Annotated in this window: 16 protein-coding genes, 1 tRNA gene and 8 pseudogenes; 13 read left to right on the top strand and 12 right to left on the bottom strand. The window is 71.5% G+C overall.

The genetic code is table 11. The features are described from left to right. Positions 1-113: 113 nt before the first annotated feature. Positions 114-1,148 (top strand): annotated as a pseudogene (locus tag OG534_RS38880) (ATP-binding protein); the annotation flags it as partial. Continuing rightward, a pseudogene (locus OG534_RS38875) lies at positions 1,135-2,073 on the top strand (nSTAND1 domain-containing NTPase); the annotation flags it as partial. The pseudogenes OG534_RS38880 and OG534_RS38875, both read left to right, overlap by 14 nt. Positions 2,074-2,298: 225 nt before the next feature. Here the strand turns inward: OG534_RS38875 and OG534_RS36980 are convergent. Further along, positions 2,299-2,526 (bottom strand): hypothetical protein, encoded by a 228-nt coding sequence (locus OG534_RS36980; protein ID WP_326593347.1) that lies wholly within the window; start codon positions 2,524-2,526, stop codon positions 2,299-2,301. On the opposite strand from OG534_RS36980, the pseudogene OG534_RS38870 reads away from it, so the two are divergent. From OG534_RS38870 to OG534_RS36970, 3 genes and pseudogenes are all read left to right on the top strand, one after another. Then, a pseudogene (locus tag OG534_RS38870) lies at positions 2,456-2,644 on the top strand (hypothetical protein); the annotation flags it as partial. The gene OG534_RS36980 and the pseudogene OG534_RS38870 overlap by 71 nt on opposite strands. 64 nt (positions 2,645-2,708) lie before the next feature. Then, a complete protein-coding gene (locus OG534_RS36975; RefSeq protein WP_326594030.1) occupies positions 2,709-3,638 on the top strand; it encodes a WD40 repeat domain-containing protein in 930 nt (309 codons plus the stop codon). 53 nt (positions 3,639-3,691) lie between these two features. Further along, positions 3,692-3,955, top strand: coding sequence for a WD40 repeat domain-containing protein (locus tag OG534_RS36970; RefSeq protein WP_326593346.1), 264 nt, complete (start codon positions 3,692-3,694; stop codon positions 3,953-3,955). A gap of 234 nt (positions 3,956-4,189) precedes the next feature. Here the strand turns inward: OG534_RS36970 and OG534_RS36965 are convergent, their stop codons facing one another. The 7 genes and pseudogenes from OG534_RS36965 to OG534_RS36935 all read right to left on the bottom strand — a co-directional run bounded on the left by OG534_RS36965 (position 4,190) and on the right by OG534_RS36935 (position 11,197). Beyond that, positions 4,190-4,585, bottom strand: coding sequence for a hypothetical protein (locus tag OG534_RS36965; protein ID WP_326593345.1), 396 nt, complete (start codon positions 4,583-4,585; stop codon positions 4,190-4,192). A 69-nt stretch (positions 4,586-4,654) separates the two neighbouring features. Then, entirely contained in the window at positions 4,655-4,882 is a 228-nt protein-coding gene (locus tag OG534_RS36960) for a hypothetical protein (RefSeq protein ID WP_326586078.1), read from the bottom strand. A gap of 9 nt (positions 4,883-4,891) precedes the next feature. Beyond that, positions 4,892-5,878 (bottom strand): annotated as a pseudogene (locus tag OG534_RS36955) (TerC family protein). A 165-nt stretch (positions 5,879-6,043) separates the two neighbouring features. Continuing rightward, positions 6,044-6,898, bottom strand: a complete 855-nt coding sequence (locus OG534_RS36950; RefSeq protein WP_326593344.1) for a hypothetical protein — start codon at positions 6,896-6,898, stop codon at positions 6,044-6,046. A gap of 7 nt (positions 6,899-6,905) precedes the next feature. Continuing rightward, on the bottom strand, positions 6,906-7,562 hold the full coding sequence (locus OG534_RS36945; protein ID WP_326593343.1) for a hypothetical protein: 657 nt from the start codon (positions 7,560-7,562) through the stop codon (positions 6,906-6,908). Between the two features lie 380 nt (positions 7,563-7,942). Continuing rightward, on the bottom strand, positions 7,943-9,298 hold the full coding sequence (gene gdhA / locus OG534_RS36940; RefSeq protein ID WP_326593342.1) for an NADP-specific glutamate dehydrogenase: 1,356 nt from the start codon (positions 9,296-9,298) through the stop codon (positions 7,943-7,945). 310 nt (positions 9,299-9,608) lie between these two features. After that, positions 9,609-11,197: pseudogene (locus OG534_RS36935) on the bottom strand (SpoIIE family protein phosphatase). Positions 11,198-11,475: 278 nt separating this feature from the next. Here OG534_RS36935 and OG534_RS36930 point away from each other — a divergent pair. Then, positions 11,476-11,700, top strand: a complete 225-nt coding sequence (locus OG534_RS36930; protein ID WP_326586083.1) for a hypothetical protein — start codon at positions 11,476-11,478, stop codon at positions 11,698-11,700. A gap of 131 nt (positions 11,701-11,831) precedes the next feature. On the opposite strand, the gene OG534_RS36925 is transcribed toward OG534_RS36930, so the two are convergent. Then, entirely contained in the window at positions 11,832-12,245 is a 414-nt protein-coding gene (locus OG534_RS36925) for a nuclear transport factor 2 family protein (protein ID WP_326586084.1), read from the bottom strand. Between the two features lie 2 nt (positions 12,246-12,247). Here OG534_RS36925 and OG534_RS38865 point away from each other — a divergent pair. The 7 genes and pseudogenes from OG534_RS38865 to OG534_RS36895 form a co-directional block, all read left to right on the top strand. Beyond that, positions 12,248-13,129 (top strand): annotated as a pseudogene (locus OG534_RS38865) (arylamine N-acetyltransferase family protein); the annotation flags it as partial. 286 nt (positions 13,130-13,415) lie between these two features. Then, on the top strand, positions 13,416-13,670 hold the full coding sequence (locus OG534_RS36920) for a hypothetical protein (RefSeq protein ID WP_326593341.1): 255 nt from the start codon (positions 13,416-13,418) through the stop codon (positions 13,668-13,670). 198 nt (positions 13,671-13,868) lie between these two features. Further along, positions 13,869-15,494 carry an alpha/beta hydrolase gene (locus OG534_RS36915; RefSeq protein ID WP_442807195.1) on the top strand — a complete coding sequence of 542 codons (1,626 nt, stop codon included), beginning with the start codon at positions 13,869-13,871 and terminating at the stop codon, positions 15,492-15,494. Between the two features lie 98 nt (positions 15,495-15,592). Beyond that, positions 15,593-15,667: transfer RNA gene (locus tag OG534_RS36910), tRNA-Trp, on the top strand. 75 nt (positions 15,668-15,742) lie between these two features. Further along, a complete protein-coding gene (locus tag OG534_RS36905; RefSeq protein ID WP_326586089.1) occupies positions 15,743-16,324 on the top strand; it encodes a hypothetical protein in 582 nt (193 codons plus the stop codon). A 170-nt stretch (positions 16,325-16,494) separates the two neighbouring features. After that, a pseudogene (locus OG534_RS36900) lies at positions 16,495-16,722 on the top strand (GNAT family N-acetyltransferase); the annotation flags it as partial. 180 nt (positions 16,723-16,902) lie between these two features. Next, positions 16,903-17,208 carry a hypothetical protein gene (locus OG534_RS36895; RefSeq protein WP_326594028.1) on the top strand — a complete coding sequence of 102 codons (306 nt, stop codon included), beginning with the start codon at positions 16,903-16,905 and terminating at the stop codon, positions 17,206-17,208. A gap of 16 nt (positions 17,209-17,224) precedes the next feature. Here the strand turns inward: OG534_RS36895 and OG534_RS36890 are convergent, their stop codons facing one another. The 3 genes and pseudogenes from OG534_RS36890 to OG534_RS38860 form a co-directional block, all read right to left on the bottom strand. Beyond that, positions 17,225-17,659 carry a hypothetical protein gene (locus OG534_RS36890; RefSeq protein WP_326593339.1) on the bottom strand — a complete coding sequence of 145 codons (435 nt, stop codon included), beginning with the start codon at positions 17,657-17,659 and terminating at the stop codon, positions 17,225-17,227. Further along, the gene (locus tag OG534_RS36885; RefSeq protein WP_326594026.1) at positions 17,659-18,411 is read right to left on the bottom strand and encodes an MFS transporter; all 753 of its coding nucleotides are present in this window, start codon (positions 18,409-18,411) and stop codon (positions 17,659-17,661) included. Before OG534_RS36885 ends, OG534_RS36890 begins: the two co-directional genes overlap by 1 nt. Positions 18,412-18,469: 58 nt before the next feature. Next, positions 18,470-18,652 (bottom strand): annotated as a pseudogene (locus OG534_RS38860) (MFS transporter); the annotation flags it as partial. Positions 18,653-18,744 lie beyond the last annotated feature (92 nt).

Here is an 18,744-nt window from a genome sequence, read left to right as displayed (position 1 = left end):
CTGGGCCATGTCTAGCCGCCGGTTGTTGTCCGGCGCCGGAACGTGGGTTCCGGACATCAAAAGCTGGACAAACACCACCCATCACGGCTGCGGAAAGACGCGGGAAGGAAGCCATGCCACGCCCCGAACGCCCGCTCGACCCGGACACCGGTCCCCTGACACGGTTCGCGGCCGACCTGCGGAAGCTGCGCGAGGCGGCGGGACGGCCGCCCTATCGGGCACTGGCCAAACGGGCGCACTATTCGTCCACGACACTGTCGGACGCCGCGGGCGGGAACACGTTTCCGAGCCTTGCCGTCACGCTCGCGTACGTCGAGGCGTGCCAGGGTGACCGCCGCGCATGGGAAACCCGATGGCATGCGGTCGCCGCCGAGATGGCCGCGAGCGCACACGCTGCTGAGCCCGGGGAAACAGAAACCAGCCGGCGGAGCGCACCGTACGCGGGGCTGTCGGCGTTCCAGCCGGAAGACGCCGACCGCTTCTTCGGGCGCGAGCGGCTGACCGGCGAGGTGCTCGCGAAGGTGCGTGAGCACCGGTTCCTGGTGGTCTTCGGGCCGTCCGGATCGGGGAAATCCTCGCTGCTGCGGGCGGGGCTCGTCGCCCACGCGCAGGCATCGGGGTGGCCGGTGATGCTGTTCACGCCGGGCCCGCATCCCCTGGAGGAGTGCGCCATCCACCTGGCCTCGGTGACGGGAGAAGCTCCCGGCGCTCTGGTGGCCGAGCTGCTGGACGATCCCGCGGCGCTGCACCTGCGGATCCGGCAGGCCATGATCGACCGTACGCCGGACGTCGACACGCTGATCGTGGTCGACCAGTTCGAGGAGGCCTTCACCCTCTGCGGGGACGCGAACGGGACCGGGAACGGAAACGGGGACGGGGACGAACGGGACGCGCTCATCGGCATGCTGATCGCGGCCACCACGGCGGCGACCAGCCGGACCCGGGTGGTACTCGGTGTGCGCGCCGACTTCTACGGCCACTGCGTCCAGGACCCCCGGCTGGTCGAGGCGATGCGCGACGCGCAGATCGCGGTCGGACCGATGAGCATCCAGGAGCTGCGCGAGGCCATCACCCGGCCGGCCATGCTCGCCGACTGCACGGTGACCGGCCCGCTGCTGGCGGCCGTGGTCGCGGATGCGACCGGTCAGCCGGGTGCGTTGCCCCTGGTCTCGCACGCGATGGTCGAGACCTGGCGTCGGCGCAAGCGGCAACCGCCTGACCCTGGACGGGTATCTGGCGGCCGGTGGGATCCAGCACGCGCTCGCCCACACCGCGGAGGCCGCCTACCGGGCGCTGTCGCCGGTGCAGCAGGACCTCGCCCGATCGCTGTTCCTCCGGCTGACCGCGCTGGGCGACGGTACCGAGGACACCAGGCGCCGGATCACCAGGGACGAGCTGGACCCGAACCCCGACACCGCCTGTGTGCTCGAGTCCCTTGCCCGGCAACGGCTGGTGACGCTGGACGAGGGGTGCGTCGAGATCACGCACGAGGCGGTCATCCGGTGCTGGCCGAGGTTGCGCGGCTGGCTGACCGAGGACCGGGACCGACTGCTCCTGCACCGGCAGCTCACCGACGCGACCTCCGGCTGGGAGCGGCAGGGGCGCGACCCGCACGCCTTGTACCGGGGTGCCCGCCTGGCCGCGGCGCTGGAATTGGCCGCCGCGGAGGGCAGCCGGCTCACCTCCAAGGAAAGGCGCTTCCTCGACGCGAGCCGGGAAGCGGAGGCCGGCGAGATGGTGGCGGTCAGGCGACGGACGGTCCGCCTGCGGCAGCTGGTCACGCTGCTCACCGTGCTGGTGGTCATCGCGGCGACCGCGGGCGGGCTGGCCGTCGACTCCCGCGACTCGGCCATCCGGCAGCGCAACGTGGCCATTGCGCGGAAGGCCGCCGCGGACGCGGCCGAGGTGCGGCAGCAGAACCCGTCGCTCGCCGCGCAGCTGAACCTGGCCGCGTACCGGCTGGCCGCCACCGGCGACGTCCGCGACCAGCTCATGAGCGCGTTCGCGGTGCCGTGCACGAGCCGGCTCACCGGCCACACCTCCGACGTGGTCTCGATCTCCGTCGCCCCGAAGGGCACGGTCCTGGCCACCGCGAGCTGGGACCGCACGGTCCGGCTGTGGGACATCGGGGACGCCCACCACCCCGTACAGCTGGCCGTCGTGGACCAGCCGGAGCGGCTGATGGCGGTGGCGTTCGGTGAGGGCGGCCGTGTCCTGGCCACGGCGAGCGAACGCCTCGGTGCGGCTGTGGGACGTGGCGAACCCGCGTGTACCCGCCGAGCTGACCACGCTGCCGGATCAGCGGTCCGCGCCGACGTGGGTGGCGTACCGGCCCGGCGGCGTCATCGCCACCGGCCACACCGACGGCGCGGCGCGGCTGTGGAACGTGAACGATCCCCGCCACCCGCGGCTGTTGGCCACCACCTTGGCGGGCCACACCGGTACGGTCACGTCGGTGACGTTCAGCCCGGACGGGCGCACGCTGGCGACCACCGGCGACACCACCACCCGACTGTGGGATGTCACCGACCCTGCGGATCCGCTCCTCCTCGACGTCCTGCGCGGACACACCGACACCGTGACCTCGGCCGCTTTCAGCCCCGACGGCCGGACCGTGGCGACCGGGAGCTGGGACCGCACCGCGCGGGTCTGGGACATCGCCGGCCGCCGCGGCCCGCAGAAAGCAGCGGTCCTCCCCTCCGGCCGTCCTGCTCGGCCATCCCGCGATCGTCTGGTCGGTGGCCTTCAGCCCGGACGGCAGCACGCTCGTCTCGGTGGGCGGGTCCACCCTGTTCTGGGATCTCGCAGCCCCGGCGAACCCGAAGCGGGCCGGAACGGTTCAGGGCGGGTTCTACCAGGCCGCGTTCAGCCCGGACGGCCGTACGCTCGCCAACTCCGACCGGCTCCTGGACCTGCGGGATCTGTCGCTCGCGACCCACGACGACGTGGTCACGTCCCTGGCGTTCGACCCCGGGGGCCGCCTGCTCGCCAGCGCCAGCTGGGACGGCACCGCACGGCTGTGGCAGGTCACCGGCGGCGGCCGGGCCCTGTGGCCGCTGTCGGTCCTGCACGGGCACACCAGGTTCGTCCGGTCCGTGGCTTTCAGCCCGGACGGGCGCATCCTCGTCACCGCCAGCGAGGACGGCACCGTCCGCGTCTGGGACGTGACCGATCCGCGGAGACCGCGGCTGACATCGGTCCTCACCCCCGGGGCCGGCGAGGTCGGCGGGGCCGGCTTCGGCCCAGACGGGCACCTGCTGGCCGTCCGGGCACAAGAGACGGCCGAACTGTGGGACCTGACCGATCCCGGCAACCCCCGGCCGCTGAGCCGGATCGCCGAGGACGGCCCGGTCGTCACGATGGCCTCTTTCCGGCCGGACGGCCGCACGCTGGTGACGAGCACCGGCGAGTCCGGTTCGCTGCGGTTCTGGGACATCAGCGATCCGCGCAGCCCCCGGGAACTGCCGTCCCCGCTCCGATCCGACCCTCTGACCGGCGGCGTGTTCAGCCCCGACAACCGGAGGCTGGCGGCCTTCCACCGAACGGACAAGACGGTCTGGCTGATCGACGTCAGCGACATCGGCCGTGCGGCGAAGGCGACGCGGCTACCGGCGTCCGGCGGCTGGCTCTACAGCTGATCTTCGACGCGGACGGCCGCCGACTGGCAGCGGGCGCCGGGGACAGCAAGGCCTTGCTGTGGGACCTGAGTGGTGGGGCTGCCGCTCCCACTGTCCTCACCGGCCATTCGAACCCCGTCCCAGCCGTGGCATTCAGCCCGGACGGCCATACCCTGGCCACCGGCGGCAACGACTTCACGATCCGGCTGTGGGACACCAGCCTGGACAGGGTCGCCGCCCGCATCTGCGACAGCGCGTACCCCCGGATCAGCCGAGCCCAGTGGGCGCAACACTTCACGGCGGTCGACTTCAACCCGCCCTGCCCTCCCGCCACATGACACCCGTCACCACCACCGAGCACCCCTTGGTCGACGGCGACGCGGTGAAGGGCCGCGCCGGTGAACACCCGGGGAACGGCGCCGGGGTAGTGGTCGATGACCGCTTCGCCGCTGTCGCGGCCGGCGGCGAGTCCCCAGCCCTCGCGGGGAGAGCGGCCGAACGCAGTCGCGACGTTCCCGCGATTCAGTGTGCGGCGCCGACTGTGTCAGAGTCGGACGAGCGGCCTGGAGGGCTCAGTGGGCGCCCGTGTGCGGGCGCGCGGGACGTGGCAGTGGCTGACGCCAGTCGCCCAGGCTCGTGAGGAGAAACCGGCGGGCGAGAGAACGTATGTCGTCCCACGCCGGATCGGCGGTCAGGGCGTTGTCCCAGAGGCCGACGCGGCAGGTTGCATCGATCTCGCCGAGGCGGCGGCCGATGGCCCGAAGAGTGCGCAGATCCTCGGGCTCGAAGACTCCGCGCTCCGCGAGTCCTTCGGAGACACGGCAGAGGAGCTCCACCTCTTCGACGACGTCCTTCGTCTCCAGCTCACGCTCGCCCAGCCAGACAAGCTGACCCTGGGTCTCGGCTGCCAGGAGGGCCATGAAGCGCAGCGTCCAGGTGCGCAGGTGCACGTCGCCGAGATGGTTCATGCATGCAGGATCGCACCCAGCTCCCGCAACCGTGTTCGACGACACGGAGAGCGGGGAGCCGTCGATGGGTCAGGAGGGGGCTTGGTCCTCGGCTCCCCCGAGCCGGTCGGTTTGCGGTGGCCGGCGGGTCGCTTGCGCGGCTCCGGTGCAGGAGGGATTCGTGCAGGGGGCCTCGGCGTACAGCGGGACGTAGACGCCCATCGTCTTGTACCGCTGGACCGTGGTCGGCAGTGGCTGCTTGCAGGACGGGCACAGTTGCCCGGGGCGGGTCGCCGCATGGTGCTTTTCTCCGTACATGTACCGACTTTAATCCCAGTTTGCCCGGATTTGAAGGGCTCTTTTGGGTAGGCGGTCATTTGTCCTGTGCGGGCTCGCCGCTGTCGGCGGCGGTGGCCTAGCAGGCTCAGCGCCACGGACACGGTGAGTACGACGACGATCACGGCGAGGCTCACCGGCGAGGGGATCTCCGGGATCGCCGGGTTGATCAGCTTGTGGGAGGCCTGCAGGACCAGCTTCACGCCGATGAAAGCGAGGATCAGCGCCAGCCCCTTGCCGAGGTAATGGAAGCGTTCCAGCATGCCGGCCAGCATGAAGTACAGGGCCCGGAGGCCGAGGATGGCGAACGCGTTGCTGGTGTAGACGATGAAGGCGTCGCTGCTCACCGCGAGCACGGCCGGGCACGCTGTCCACGGCGAAGACCAGGTCGGCGGCCTCGATCGCGGCGACCACCGCGAGCAGCGGCGTCGCGACCCGCTTCCCCGCCTCCTTGACGAAGAACTTCGCCCCGGCGTACTCGTCCCGGACCGGGATGATCTTGCGGAGCATCCGTACGGCAAAGCTCTTGCCGGGGTCGAAGCTCTCCTCCTCGTCCTTGAGGAGTTTGTAGGTGCTGTAGAAGAGGATCGCCGCGAAGACGTACAGGACGGCTGTGAACCGGCTGACGACGGCGACGCCGGCGGCGAGGAACAGGCCACGGAACACCAGGGCGCCCAGCACCCCCAGGAACAGCACGCGGTGCTGGTAGGCGCGCGGGACCTTGAAGTAGCCGAAGATCACGGCGAAGACGAACAGGTTGTCGACCGACAGGCTCTTCTCCAGCAGCCAGGCCGTCGTGTACTCGGTGCCGGCCGTGGTGCCGAGGACGAGTGAAGACGACCGCGCCGAAGACCAGGGCCAGGCTCGACCCACACGCCGCTCCAGGCGGCTGCCTCGCGTGAAGCCGATGACGTGTGCCTCCCGGTGGGCAAGCAGGTCGATCGCCAGCGACAGCAGGACCGTCGCGGCGAAGACGATTCACAGCCAGTAGGGCACATCGTGCACGGCGGGCCCCCGCGGGACGGCAGGTAGGGCGGCTTCCCTTACAAACGAGTCTGGGGGACCCGCACCGAGTTGTCCTCCGGCGAGCCGGCCGGACCCTGCCACGCCCCGGTGGGCTTGCGCCTGCCCGGCCGTTCCCGCTCAGACATGAAGGTGCAGGAAGACCAGGAGAGCGTCGTCCGGCACGCCGTCCAGATGGCGTTGTACGTCCTGCTGCGCTCCCGATGCGATGTCCGGTACGTGCGGGCACACGGCACGGCCGCCGCAGGCCCTGTGGATCCCTTCCTCGCCGTCCCCGTACCACCAGCCGTCCAGGGTGAGCACATTGGGGAACCTGGCCCCGTCGTACTGCGAGCGGCCGCGGATGAAGTCCTCGCGGGAGAGACCGCCGACGTTCTTGAGGGGATCCCGGATGTCGAGGAAACCACTGCCGTAACGGTGGGTGCGGGCAGCGCTCCTGAGCTCGTCCAGCGCTGACAGGTAGGCGCCGATGAGGGGCTGAGCCTGGTAGCGCTCGTAAGCCGGTGTCCAGGGGTCGGGCTCGCCCTCCACTTGGGACAGGGCGAAGGGCGATACTCCCATCTCCGCCTTGCTGCGTTCCAGGAAAGGCTCGTACGGCTGAGGAGCGGGATGGCGGCCGGACAGGTCCGCCCACAGGTCCCATGCTCGGCCGGCCAGGGTGACGGACTCGGCGTGGTTCGCACTGAGGTCGAGCAGACCGCGGGGGCCGCCCGCGCACATGCCGGGCAGACTGGGCTCGCTCGTGCCGTCGTATCGCGGCCGGTCGTGCACGAGCCGTGGATCCGACTCGAAGCCGGCCTGGACGGCGAAGCCGGCACCGGAGGCACCGCCGCAGATTCGGTAGTGGTCCCAGATGTCGAACTCCGCGCCGAGGCCCTTCTCCCGTTCGAATGGAGCCACCGCCTCCGCGACCGCCTCGTCCACCCGCCCCGCTGCCGAACCCGGCAGGCACACCACGATCCTCATTCCGGCCATGACCTGATCATGCCGAAGGGCTGGCAGGCAATCCATCCGGTTTCCCCGCTCCGCCCGTCAGGGCCGCAAGCCCGCTCGCCTGAGCGCGATCTCGGACAGGGCGGCGACGACTTGCTGGTCGCCGCGGCGCCAGGCGTCTGCGAGGCCGGCCGGCGGGACGGAGATCGTGAAGAGGTCGCCCGGCGGTCCGGTGAGGGCGCGCAGGGCGAGCAGGTCGGCGCCTCCGGGTGCGTCGAGAAGGCGTCGGATGGTGGCGCTGCGCCGGATCCAGCGCAGGCGCAGGGGGAGCCACAGCAGGAGTACGAGCGCCCACGGGGACGACGATCAGGGCGACCGCGGCCAGGGTGGCCAACTGGCTGATGGTGTCCTGCAACGACTGTCCTGCGTCGGCGAGCCCGGTGCCGGCGTCGGCTGCGGACCGGAACGGCTTCTTCAGGAGGTCGCCGACAAGCGGCACGTCCGAGACTGTGTCGCCGGCGTCGTCGAGGGCGGTGGCGAGGCTTTCGCCGGAGCTCTCCACCCTGCGCCCCGGCTCGGCCAGCAGCATGATCGCGTCGTGGACGGCCAGGGCGAACTTCACCGCGGCGGCGATCAGGACCACGGCGATCAGGTCCGCGAGGATCTGGCAGGTGCGCCGTGCTGGGGTCTGGGCGTAGAGAAGCATCGGCTGCTCCCGTTCCGGTCATGGCGTCGAGGAGGGCCGGCCCCCACCAGAGGTGTGCGGTGCTGCGGCAAGGCTCGGCCGGTTGCTCGACCGTATGCGGACTCGGCCCTTCCACTGGTGTCCACGGGTGCACGTCTGCGACACGTTGCCGGGTTGGCGCAGCGCCGGTGGCGCCGCCAGGGCGAGGTGCGTCCCGTACTCGGGGGCCGCGCCGCACGGCTGCCTCGCCCTCGGGTCACCGCGCGACCAGCCGGGGCCGCCGCCGAGGAGACCGGCGGCGGCGGCCGCGCCGCCCTGGCCCGCCCCGGCCCGGCCCGCCCCGCCCCGCCCCGGCGGCTGCTGACCCAGGTGGCCTACCTGGGTCAGGCGTGGTCGTCGGATCAGATGACGCCCTGCGCCAGCATCGCGTCCGCGACCCGCTCGAAGCCGGCGATGTTCGCGCCGGTGACGTAGTCGCCCGGGGCTCCGTACCGCTCGGCGGTCTCGTGCGCGACGGCGTGGATCGAGCGCATGATGCCGGCGAGCTCGTCCTCCACCCGCTGCGCGCTCCAGGCCACCCGGCCGGCGTTCTGGCTCATCTCGAGGGCGCTGACCGCGACCCCGCCCGCGTTGGCGGCCTTGCCGGGCCCGAACGCGACCCCCGCATCCTGCAGGATCCGTACGGCCTCGGGAGTGGTCGGCATGTTGGCGCCCTCGGCGACCGCCTTGACCCCGCCCTCGACGAGCGTACGGGCGTCCCGCGCGTCCAGTTCGTTCTGCGTGGCGGAGGGGAACGCGATGTCCGCCGACACCTCCCAGACCCGACCGCCCGGCACGAACCGCGCCGAGGATCCGCGCCGCGCCGCGTACTCGCTCACGCGCCCGCGCTCGACCTCCTTCACCTGCTTGAGCAGTGCGAGGTCGATGCCCTTGTCGTCGACGACGTAGCCCTGGGAGTCCGAGCAGGTCAGCGGGTTCGCACCGAGCTGCTGGAGCTTCTCGATCGTGTACAGCGCGACGTTGCCGGAGCCGGAGACCACCGCGGTCAGCCCGTCCAGCGACCCGCCCCGGACCTTCAGCATCTCGGCGGCGAACAGCACACTGCCGTAGCCGGTCGCCTGCGGCCGGATCGCGGAGCCGCCCCAGCCCTGCCCCTTGCCGGTCAGGACGCCGGCCTCCCAGCGGTTGGTGATGCGCCGGTACTGGCCGAAGAGGTAGCCGATCTCGCGGCCGCCGACACCGATGTCCCCGGCGGGCACGTCGGTGTGCTCTCCGATGTGCCGGTGCAGCTCGGTCATGAAGGACTGGCAGAACCGCATGACCTCGGTGTCCGACCGGCCGTGCGGGTCGAAGTCGCTGCCCCCCTTGCCGCCGCCGATCCCGAGTCCGGTCAGGGCGTTCTTGAAGATCTGCTCGAAGCCGAGGAACTTCGCCACACCGATGTCCACCGACGGGTGGAAGCGCAGGCCGCCCTTGTACGGGCCGAGCGCGCTGTTGAACTCGACGCGGTAGCCGCGGTTGACGTGGACCCGGCCCCGGTCGTCCTGCCACGGCACGCGGAAGAGGATCTGCCGCTCGGGCTCGGTGAGCCGCTCCACCAGGGCCACGGCCGGGTCGGCGTACTCGGGGCGGGCGGTGAAGACGGGGGCCAGGGTCTCGAGGACCTCCCGTACCGCCTGGTGGAACTCGGGCTGCGCGGGGTTGCGGCGCTCGATCTCGGCCCGCAGTGCTTCCAGCCTGTCCTTCGAGTCCTTCACGTGTGTCCTTCCAGGGAGTGCGCGGTGCGCAGACGACGGCAGGTGCAGGTACAGGTACAGGTACAGGTACAGGTACAGGTACATCGTGTCCGCGGGTCCGCGAGTACCGGTCGATTCCGAACGCAACGCGCGCCGGACACGCGCTTTCGGAATAGTTTTTCCGGAGTGCGGCCCCTTTCGGAGGCTACCCCGCACGGCGCAGCTCTGGGGAAGGCTTCTGTCCCACGGACAAAAAAGCGTCCCGCGCGCCGGTATGCGCCGTGCCCCGGCTGCCGTGAGCAGCGGACCCGACGATCGGCGCGGGCGCGTTTCAGTCGGCCTGCCCGGTCGTCGGCGTGGCCCGGGCGATGAGCAGGGCCACGTCGTCGTGGTCTCCCGGGTGCCGCATGGTGTGCAGGAGCAGGTCGCAGGTCTCGTCCAGCGAGGCGGCTCGGGTCGTCCAGGACGTCGAGGAGGACTTCGAGACGCGTGTCGATCGGCTCATCGCGGGTCTCGACCAGGCCGTCGGTGTAGAGGACGAGTTGGTCGCCCACCTCAAGGGCGAGGCCGACGGTGTGGAAGGCGACACCGCAGCCGCCCAGCGGCGCGCCGGTGGGCAGGTCGAGCAGCTCGCGTTTCCCGTCCTGGTGGAGGAGGACGGGCGGCAGGTGCCCGGCGAGGGCGAGGTGGCACCGGGCCGTGTGGGGGTCGTAGACGGCATAGACGCAGGTCGCGATCGTGTCGAGACCCTCGGTGACGTGATCGAGGTGGTGCAGGACCTGGGCGGGGTCGAGATCGAGATCGGCCAGCGTCCGGGTGGCGGTGCGCACGCTGGCCCATGGTGGCCGCGGCTGCGACTCCGCTGCCCATGACGTCGCCGACGACGAGTGCGGTCTTGTCGCCGCTCAGGGGGATCACGTCGAACCAGTCGCCGCCGATCTCCATCGTGGCCTGGGCGGGGCGGTAGCGGGTGGCGACCTCCAGGCCCGGCCGCCGCGGTGGCGTGTGGGGCAGCAGGCTGCGCTGGAGGGTGAGGGCGGTGTGGCGTTGTTCCTCGACGGCCCGGTGCCGTTCGGTGACGTCCACGCTGGAGGTGGCCACGCCCAGCACGGTCCCGTTGGGGGCTTCGAGCCGGTAGAACGAGATCGACCATGCATGATCGTGATCCGGGTCGGCCGGCGTACGGCCAACGGTGTACTGGTCCACGATGGGGATGCCGGTGGCCAGGACCTCGCGCATCGACGCTTCGAAGGACGCGCCCACGGCCGGCAGCACCTCGTGGACGTGCCGGCCGATGTGCTCGGCGGCCGGCACGCCGTTGAGGCGTTCCTCCGCCGGATTGACCGAGACGTACCTCAGGTCGGTGTCCAGCACGCCCAGTCCGACCGGCGACTGGGCCACCAGCCGGGCGGACAGTGCCAGGTCCCGTTCCACCTGCCGTACGGTCGCCTGGTCCGCGGCAAGGCCCAGGGCGTAGTACTCCTGCTGGGAGTCGAGCAGCCGCATGTTGCGGAACTCGACCATGCGCGTGCTTCCGTCCTTGTGCCGGACGGGGAAGACTCCGACCCAGCTGCCCCCTCCCTCCATGACCTGGGAGAACATGCCCAGCACGTCCGGCAGGTCGTCTTCATGGACCAGCAGGTGGCCCGCGAACGCTCCGAGTGCCTCTTCGGCGGTGTAGCCGAACAGGTCCTCGGCCTGCGGGCTCCACAGATCGATCTTGCCCTCGGCATCGAGGAGAATGGCGGCCACGCTCAGCACATCGAGCAGGCCGCCCGGCCCGGACGTGGCAGCCCCCGGGGTGGACGTGGCAGCCCCCGGGGTGGACGTAGCGGCCCCCGGGGTGGACGTAGCGGCCCCCGCGGACGTGGCGGCCCCCGCCCCCTCGGGACCGTCCCGCGAGGGCTCGATTGCACCCATCTCCGGGCTCTCCTTCCGGCCGCCGAAGGCTGCGGCCCTATGCCGGGCGGTGATCACGTACCGGCGTCTGCGCTCCCGGCCATCTCATCGTCCCCCGCCACCGGCCGCACGCGCACGCCACGCTGTCTGCGGAGCGGCGCCTGCCGGACGGAGCCGCGACGGGGCTCGGAGCCGCCGTTGCGGCAGTGAGTGACCGAAGCCATGCGCAATGTCACTGCCCGTGTCAACGTGTGACTGGTCGAACTTCCGAGACCTCCCTATCGCGAGGAGCCACCGTCATGGGCGGTACGCAGGACAAACGGCAGCCGGGCCCGTCGGGACAGTCGGGACAGTCGGGCAAGGGACCCGACGAGATCGGGACGGGCCCCAAGCACCCCACCGGCAAGAACCCGACGCGCCCCCAGCAGCCGGAGAAGGTCTCCCGCCATCCGGACGACGAGGCCAGGCGTCGCCGTGAAGAGGACCGGCTGCGCGAAGGCGACGTCGAGGGCGACGAGGTGTAGCGATCGGCGAACCCGGGGGCCGATCGGGCGGTGGCCACCCCGATCGGCCCTGACCGAGCCCGCTTCCGGTGTCGCCCGCAGGCGCGACGAACAGCGATTCGCCGTTGCGGAGCGGACCGGGCATCGCCACGTCACATGCCCTCGGGCGGAACGGGTGTGGCCTGGTGGTAGTACATCTGCCACGTGGCGCCCGCGCTCCCCTTGCGCCAGAGCGAACTGCGTCGTGCCCGGTCTCCGCCGATCGTGGTCTCGTAGGTGAGGTGCACCAGCCCGGGCGCCAGCACGACGCCGGTCATCTCCGAGGGTTCGTAGCGCGGGCCGTCGTCCGCCGCACCGTCCATCTCGGGCAGCGCGGCGAGGATTTCCTCGTACGTCCACCGCCGCCCCGAGGCACCGACTTCCACGAAGTGCGGGTCAAGGAGTTCCCGGGCCGACGTCCGCGACGAGCGCACGCCGGGGTCCATCAGACGCAACTCACCTGCGATCGCTTCGTCGACCTCATCGGCCGCATCAACCTCGTCGGCCTCGTCGTTCCCTCTGCTCATGCATGCATCTTCGTCCAGGGGCTCGAGGCACCGCAACCGAGTTACTGCCGCATCCCGGCACAGGTCCTACGACCAACGGAGTACGGGGATACCCGACGCGCAGCCGAGGCTCGGGTTCCCTGCCATTGGCTAGCGTCGCAGCCATGCGGAAAGCCGATGTGCAGAGCTACCTGCAACGCCTGGGGATCCCGGATCCGGTCCCGCCCTCGGTGGCGGGCCTCCATGCGCTCCATGCGGCGCACGTGGAACGAGTGCCTTTCGAGACGTTGGAGATCCATCTGGGACGGCCGACAACCACCGATCCGCGGGAATCCGTCGCCCGGATCCTGCGCGGGCGCGGCGGGTACTGCTTCCACCTCAACGGCGCCTTCGCCACCCTGCTGCACGCACTCGGTTACACGGTCACCTGGCATCGCGGCGGAGTCCACGGCGCGCCGGAGAGCCCTGCGCCGGGAGTGACCGGCGACCATCTCACGCTCGTCGTGGCGTGCGAAGGCCGGTCGTGGTTCGTCGACGTCGGGCTCGGTGATGCGCTGCACGAACCGCTTCCCCTGCGCGCGGCGACGTACCGGCAGGGGCCTTTCACCTACCGGCTGAGCCGCTCGGGCGTCGAGCCGGGCGGCTGGCGGTTCGACCACGACCCGCGCGGCACGTTCGTCGGCATGGACTTCTCCTTGGCCCCCGCAGGTCCGGACGACTTCACCGAATGGCACCGGAAACTGTCCACGTCACCGGAGTCGGGCTTCGTACGCATCTTCTCCGCGATCCGCAGGGATCCCCACGGCGTGGACGCACTCGAGGGCTGCGTCCTCGGCCGGACGGACGCGACGGGCCGCAGCCAACGGGAACTGGACACCGCCGGCGACTGGTTCGGAGCACTCACCGACCTGTTCGGCTCACCCTCGACGACACCTCAGCCGCCGAGCGCAGCGTCCTGTGGACCCACGTGCATTCCCGGCATTTGGCGTGGAAGGCCCGCCGCTGCTGACCCTGGCCTTGCGCCGTCTGAGTACGGAGCGCACCCGGAGGTGAGTAGCCGAGCGGCTTCGCCGGCTCTGCAGACCGTGTTGGATCGGGGCATGAACGAAACCTCCCCCTCTGTGACTCCCCCGGCCCAGGCGCAGGCCGCGGGGAAGGGACCGCTCCCGCTTCCTGGCCGTCCTGTCCGCCGTGCTCTTCGTCCCGGCCGCCTTGGCGGCGGGCGTGCTGACCCTGTCGTCCGAGCGGGCAGCGCGCTGCGTCACGTACGGGGAGCAGTGCGCCCAGGGGCTGCCCGGTTGGCTGTTCGGCTGGAGCGCGGGCATCGCCGTCGTGGCGTTCGTCGTCGCCTTGGCCGCGCCCGCGCTGCGTGTACGGCAGGCCGCACTGGCGGCCCAGCTCCTCGCGGAGTGCACGGCGCTCATGGTGATCCTCAGCTACGCGTGAGCGGCCTGCCGCAGGTCAAGCCCGGCCCCGGCGATCCGGGAACGTACCACCCGGGTCCTGGCCGGACGCTTCCCTGGGTGGGACGAGGGGTCACCTCCTGGGGTAGCGGGAAATCAACTCCCGGTGGGACGACACGCTCGGCGGTCGGCGGCTACGTTGTCGGCGGCCGTTCCGCAACTCATGACGGAGGATCGCCGGATGCAGACCCGCTTGGCTGATGACCCCCGCAAACGACTGGTGTGGGGGTTAACCCTCGTCCTGATCGCGGTCACCGTGCTCCTCGGGGCCGCGCCCGGGGTTGCCACGGCGACGCCCGTCGCCGTCGCCGCCCCACCCGTTCCCGTCCTGTCCTGGGGCCCCTGCGGCACGAACGCCGACGCCCCCGGGGACGGCTTCGAGTGCGCGACCGCCCGAGTACCGCTGGACTACCGCCAACCCACCGGGCGGACGATCCCCCTCGCGGTCACCCGGCGGCTCGCCGCCGACCAGGCCCACCGCACCGGCGTCCTGCTGCTGCACCCCGGCGGACCCGGCAACTCCGGCGTGGACTTCGCCCGCAACAGCTACGCCGCGCTCCCCGCCTCCCTCCGTGACGCCTTCGATGTCGTCGGGTACGACATGCGCGGCGTGGCGCGGAGCGGACAGGTGGAGTGCTGGGACGACAAGGAGTACTCCGCCGCCGTCGACGCCGCACGCGGCGTGCCCGGCCCGGGCGCCCTGCACGGCGCCATCCGGCAGGGCGCCGACTTCGCCACCGCCTGCCGGCAACGGTCCGGGGACCTCGTGCCGTTCGTCGGCACCGGCTCGAACGCCAAGGACATCGACCTGCTGCGCCAGGCCCTCGGCGAGGAGACGCTGTCCTTCTACGGCCGTTCCTTCGGCAGCCACGTCGGCACCGTCTACGCCGCGCAGTTCCCGCGGCGGGTGCGTGCCATGGTCCTGGACGGGGCCTATGATCCGCGGCGCTACGCGGACGTGCCGTACGCCTACGACGGCCCGCAGTTCGTCGCCCTGGACGCGGCGGTCGGCCGGTTCCTGGACTGGTGCGCGCAGAACGCCACCACCTGCGGATTCGGTGAAGGCCGGCCGCGGCAGGCCTTCGAACAGCTCAAGCGGGCGCTGGACGCCGAACCGGTCATCACCGCGAGCGGACGCCCGGCCACCGGCTACACCCTCGCCTACCGCCTGATGTTCAACATCAACGCGGGCAAGGAGATCTGGCCCTATCTGGGCGAAGCCCTGCGGGCGGCCCAGAACCGCCAGGGTTCGTTCCTGTTGTCACCGCCCTCACCCGCGTCCTTCGACTTCCTCAACGTCAACATGGCCGTCGAGTGCGCCGACCGCGCCTACCCGGCCGGCCGCCTGCTCCTGGGCACGCTGGTCAGCGCCCACGTCGCCGCGGCGCCGCTGCTGGGACCGGCCATCGGCCTCGGCCCGCCCACCTACGACCACAACCACGCGCCCACCTGCGCCCAGTGGACTGCCGAGCGGCCGAGCCGGTACGAGGGCTCCTACCGGGCGGCGGGTTCCGCCCCGATCCTGATCCTCGGCACGACCGGGGACCCGGACACCCCGTACCAGGACGCCGTGGCCCTCGCCGGGACGCTGGACAACGGGCGGCTGCTGACCTTCGACGCCGAAGGACACACCGCCTACAACCGGAGCGCGTGCGTCAGCGCCCTGGCCACGGCCTACCTCGCCACCCTGGCGCTGCCCGCACGGGGCACCGTCTGTGCGGACGAGGCACCCCCGGGCGCGCTCGACCGCCGCACCGCCGGCATCGAGGTCGACGAGACGCGCGACGCGATCCCCGCCCTCCCCTGACACCGGACACCTCGCCCTGAGCACCGCGCCGGCCTCGGGGTGGAATGAAAACGAGTGGTGGGAAGGGCAACGGATCGACTTAAGATGCCGGGGTGGGCGGAGCCGTAGCGCAGAGGTCGACGCGCGCGGACTCCAAATCCGCGAGGACGCCGGTTCAAATCCGGTCGGCTCCGTCCGCAACCGCCCGCTCCGGGCGGCGACAGCCCCACCGCTCTCGCTGCTCCCGGGGTGATGGATATTCTCCCGGTATGAAGATCATCATCGGCGTCGCGATCGGGGCACTCTTCGGGGTGGCGACCTCGCTCGTCAACACGCTCTCCTCTCCGTACTTGCCGCTCGGAGCGTCCATCACGGGCACCGTCTTGGCCGGCGCCGCCAAGGTGCTCAGCCTGTTGATGGACTCCGGCTGGGCGTGGGCCGCGCTCGCGGTGGCGACGGGCTGGCTGGCCAGGACATGGGCAAGGGGCGCGCTGACCGGCGCCCTGGCGCTGATAGCGGCCACGGCGGCGTACTACGTGATGGACTCCTCGATCCGAGGCGAACCGCTGGCCTGGTACGAGTCGGAACTGACCTTGTGGTGGGCGGCGAGCGTGCTGTTCGGCACGGCCCTGGGCGCGGTGGGCGCAGCCATCAGGCGCCCGGGGACAGCCGGTCTGCTCGCCGCGCTGACGGTGCCGGTGGGCGCTGCCGCGCAGATGCTCTTGATGCCGCCCCGGCCCCACATGACCCTGACCCCGGGCATCATCCTGGCCGAGGTCATCGTCTGGACGGGCGCCGCGCTCGGTGCCGGCTGGGCGGTCTACCGATTCCGGGCCGAGCGGCGCGCGTAATTCCCAGGCGGTCGTGGCGACGGTCTCGTACGGTGCCGGGATGTTGACTGTACGCGTCATGACGGAAGCCGATGTCCCGGCTGTATCAGCGGTACGCGTGACCGGCTGGCAGGCCGCGTATGCCGGGATCGTGCCCCAGACCTTCCTCGATGCCATGACGGTCGAGGCAGATGCTCAGCAGCCGCCGGCAGCACTTCGCGAGGTCGAAGGAGGGCACGACCACGACCAACCTGGTAGCGGTCGACGCCCATGGGCACGTCGCGGGTTGGGCCTGCCTCGGGCCCGCGCACGACACCGGAACGAGTACGACCACGGGTGAGCTCTACGCCCTGTACGTTCAGCCCTCACTCATCGGGTCCGGAATCGGCCGCACGCTCCTCGAAGCCGTGCACGCCCGCGCTCATGCCCATGGCCTCGACCTGCTGCTCTTGTGGGTCCTCACCGCCAACGTGACGGCATCGCTTCTACGAGCGCGCCGGCTATGTCGCCGACGGCGCTGTCCAGGCCGACGACTACGACGGAGTGCCCGTATCCGAAGTCCGTTACCGGCGCACGCTGTGCAGGCCCACGGCCGCATCATGACGGCACTTGCGTCTTTCACCTTCGTGCGCCACGTCGACGGGCTCCGCCACCACTTCGAACGCGACGGGGAGCGCCATGGCCGCCCCGCCTACCGCCGAGCGGACGGAAACGTCTGGTGTGTCTGGTCGCCGGCCGACGGCTGGCACTGCGAGATCGCCGGCGGCCTCGTCACGGCCCATCCCCTCACCAGCCACGCCGACGAACCCGCACCCCCGGCCACCGTCTGGCGCAGCTTCAAGGGCGACCGGTCCTACCTCTACGACCTCCAGACCCCCGACCCCGACCCCGACCCCGAAGCATGATGCGCCGGACGGTCCGTCAGGGCCGGGGGCCCGGCTTCCGCCCGGCGTCATCGCCCGTACGCATCGACAGCGGCGGGATCCTGCCGAGCACCACGAGCCGGTGGCGTACGGCCATGACGACCACCGCCGTCGCGAGGATGACCACCCCGCCCAGGCGCAGGATCGCATCGTAGGCCTCCTCCGGCGGCCGCTCCGGCGTCATCGCCGAGATCGCCGCCGCCGTCCCGGCCAGGGCGATCGCGCCCAGCGTGACCAGGAACGTCAGCAGCACGCCCGACGCCTCCCCCGCCCTGGCCGGTGCGACGACCTGCTGGGTCGCCACGCTGGAGAAGGTCCAGCCCAGCCCCAGGCCCAGGCCGCACCACGCGAACACCGGCACGTACAGCCACCAGGCGCTGACCTGGGTCAGCGCGTACATCCCCGTGCCCGCGACGGCCCCGGCGAGGGCCATCACCGCGGTCGGCCGCAGGTGCCGGGCCAGCCGCGCCCCAGCGGCCCGCTGACCGCGACCAGCAGGGCCGGGGCCAGGAACACCGTGCCCGCCAGGAGCGGTGAGAGGCCGCGTACGCCCTGGAGGTAGAGGGTGGCGAGGAAGACGGTGACGCCGTAGCCCATGTTCGAGGCGAGCCCATCCCGGTCACCAGGACGTACGGGACGTTGCGGAACAGCCGCAGGTCGACCAGCGGGTGCCGGGCCATCCGCTCCCGCACCAGGAACAGCCCGCCGGCCCACCGCCACCGCGAAGAAGGCGATACGGGCGCTCGTCCAGCCCCAGGCGTCCCCGCGCTCCACGGCCAGGGTGAGGGCGGCCAGCGAGCACACGATCAGGAAGCACCCCGCGAGGTCGAGCTCGCGCGGCGCCGACGTATCGCGCGAGTCCGGTACGTACACCAGGGCGGCGAGCAGCGGGACCAGGCTCAGCGGCACCATCAGCCAGAAGATCCAGCGCCAGCCGGGCCCCTCGGTGAACCCTCCGCCCACGAAGGGCCCGAGCGCGGTCCCGATGTTGGCGACGCCGAACACGGCGCCCAGAGCCCTGGCACGGGTCTCCTCGGGAAAGGTATTGGTGATCACGGCCACGGACACCGGGAAGACGAACGCCGCGCCCACCCCTTGTGCGATCCGGGCCACGACCAGCAGACCGAGGCCGGGAGCCAGCGCGCAGACACCTATCCGGCCGCGAACAGAGGCGGTCCCGGCCAACGAGGGTGCCCCGCCGTCCGAAGACGTCCCCCACCCGGCCGCCGACGATGAAGAAGCAGCCGATGGCGAGCATGTACGCGGACAGGGTCCACTGCGCGGCCGAGACCGTGACGCCGAGCTCCGCCGCGATACCGGGAAGGGCGAGGTTGAGGGCGAAGAAGTCGAGCTGGATGCAGAACAGGGCGACGGCGACCGCGACGAAGGCCCCCGTCCTCCGCGCGGCCGCCGAGACCCGGCGCACTGAGGGGCGTTCCTCTCAGCCGACGCCGCCGGGACACCCCCGATGGCCGCATGCATGCCCTCGTCCCATTGTGGAGCGGCGGCCGGCCGCAG

This window comes from Streptomyces sp. NBC_01294 (genome assembly GCF_035917235.1).
GTDB classification, from domain to species: Bacteria; Actinomycetota; Actinomycetes; order Streptomycetales; family Streptomycetaceae; genus Streptomyces; species Streptomyces caledonius.
The sequence above is the reverse complement of the archived record's forward strand: the minus strand, read 5'-3'. Positions and strand labels throughout refer to the sequence as shown.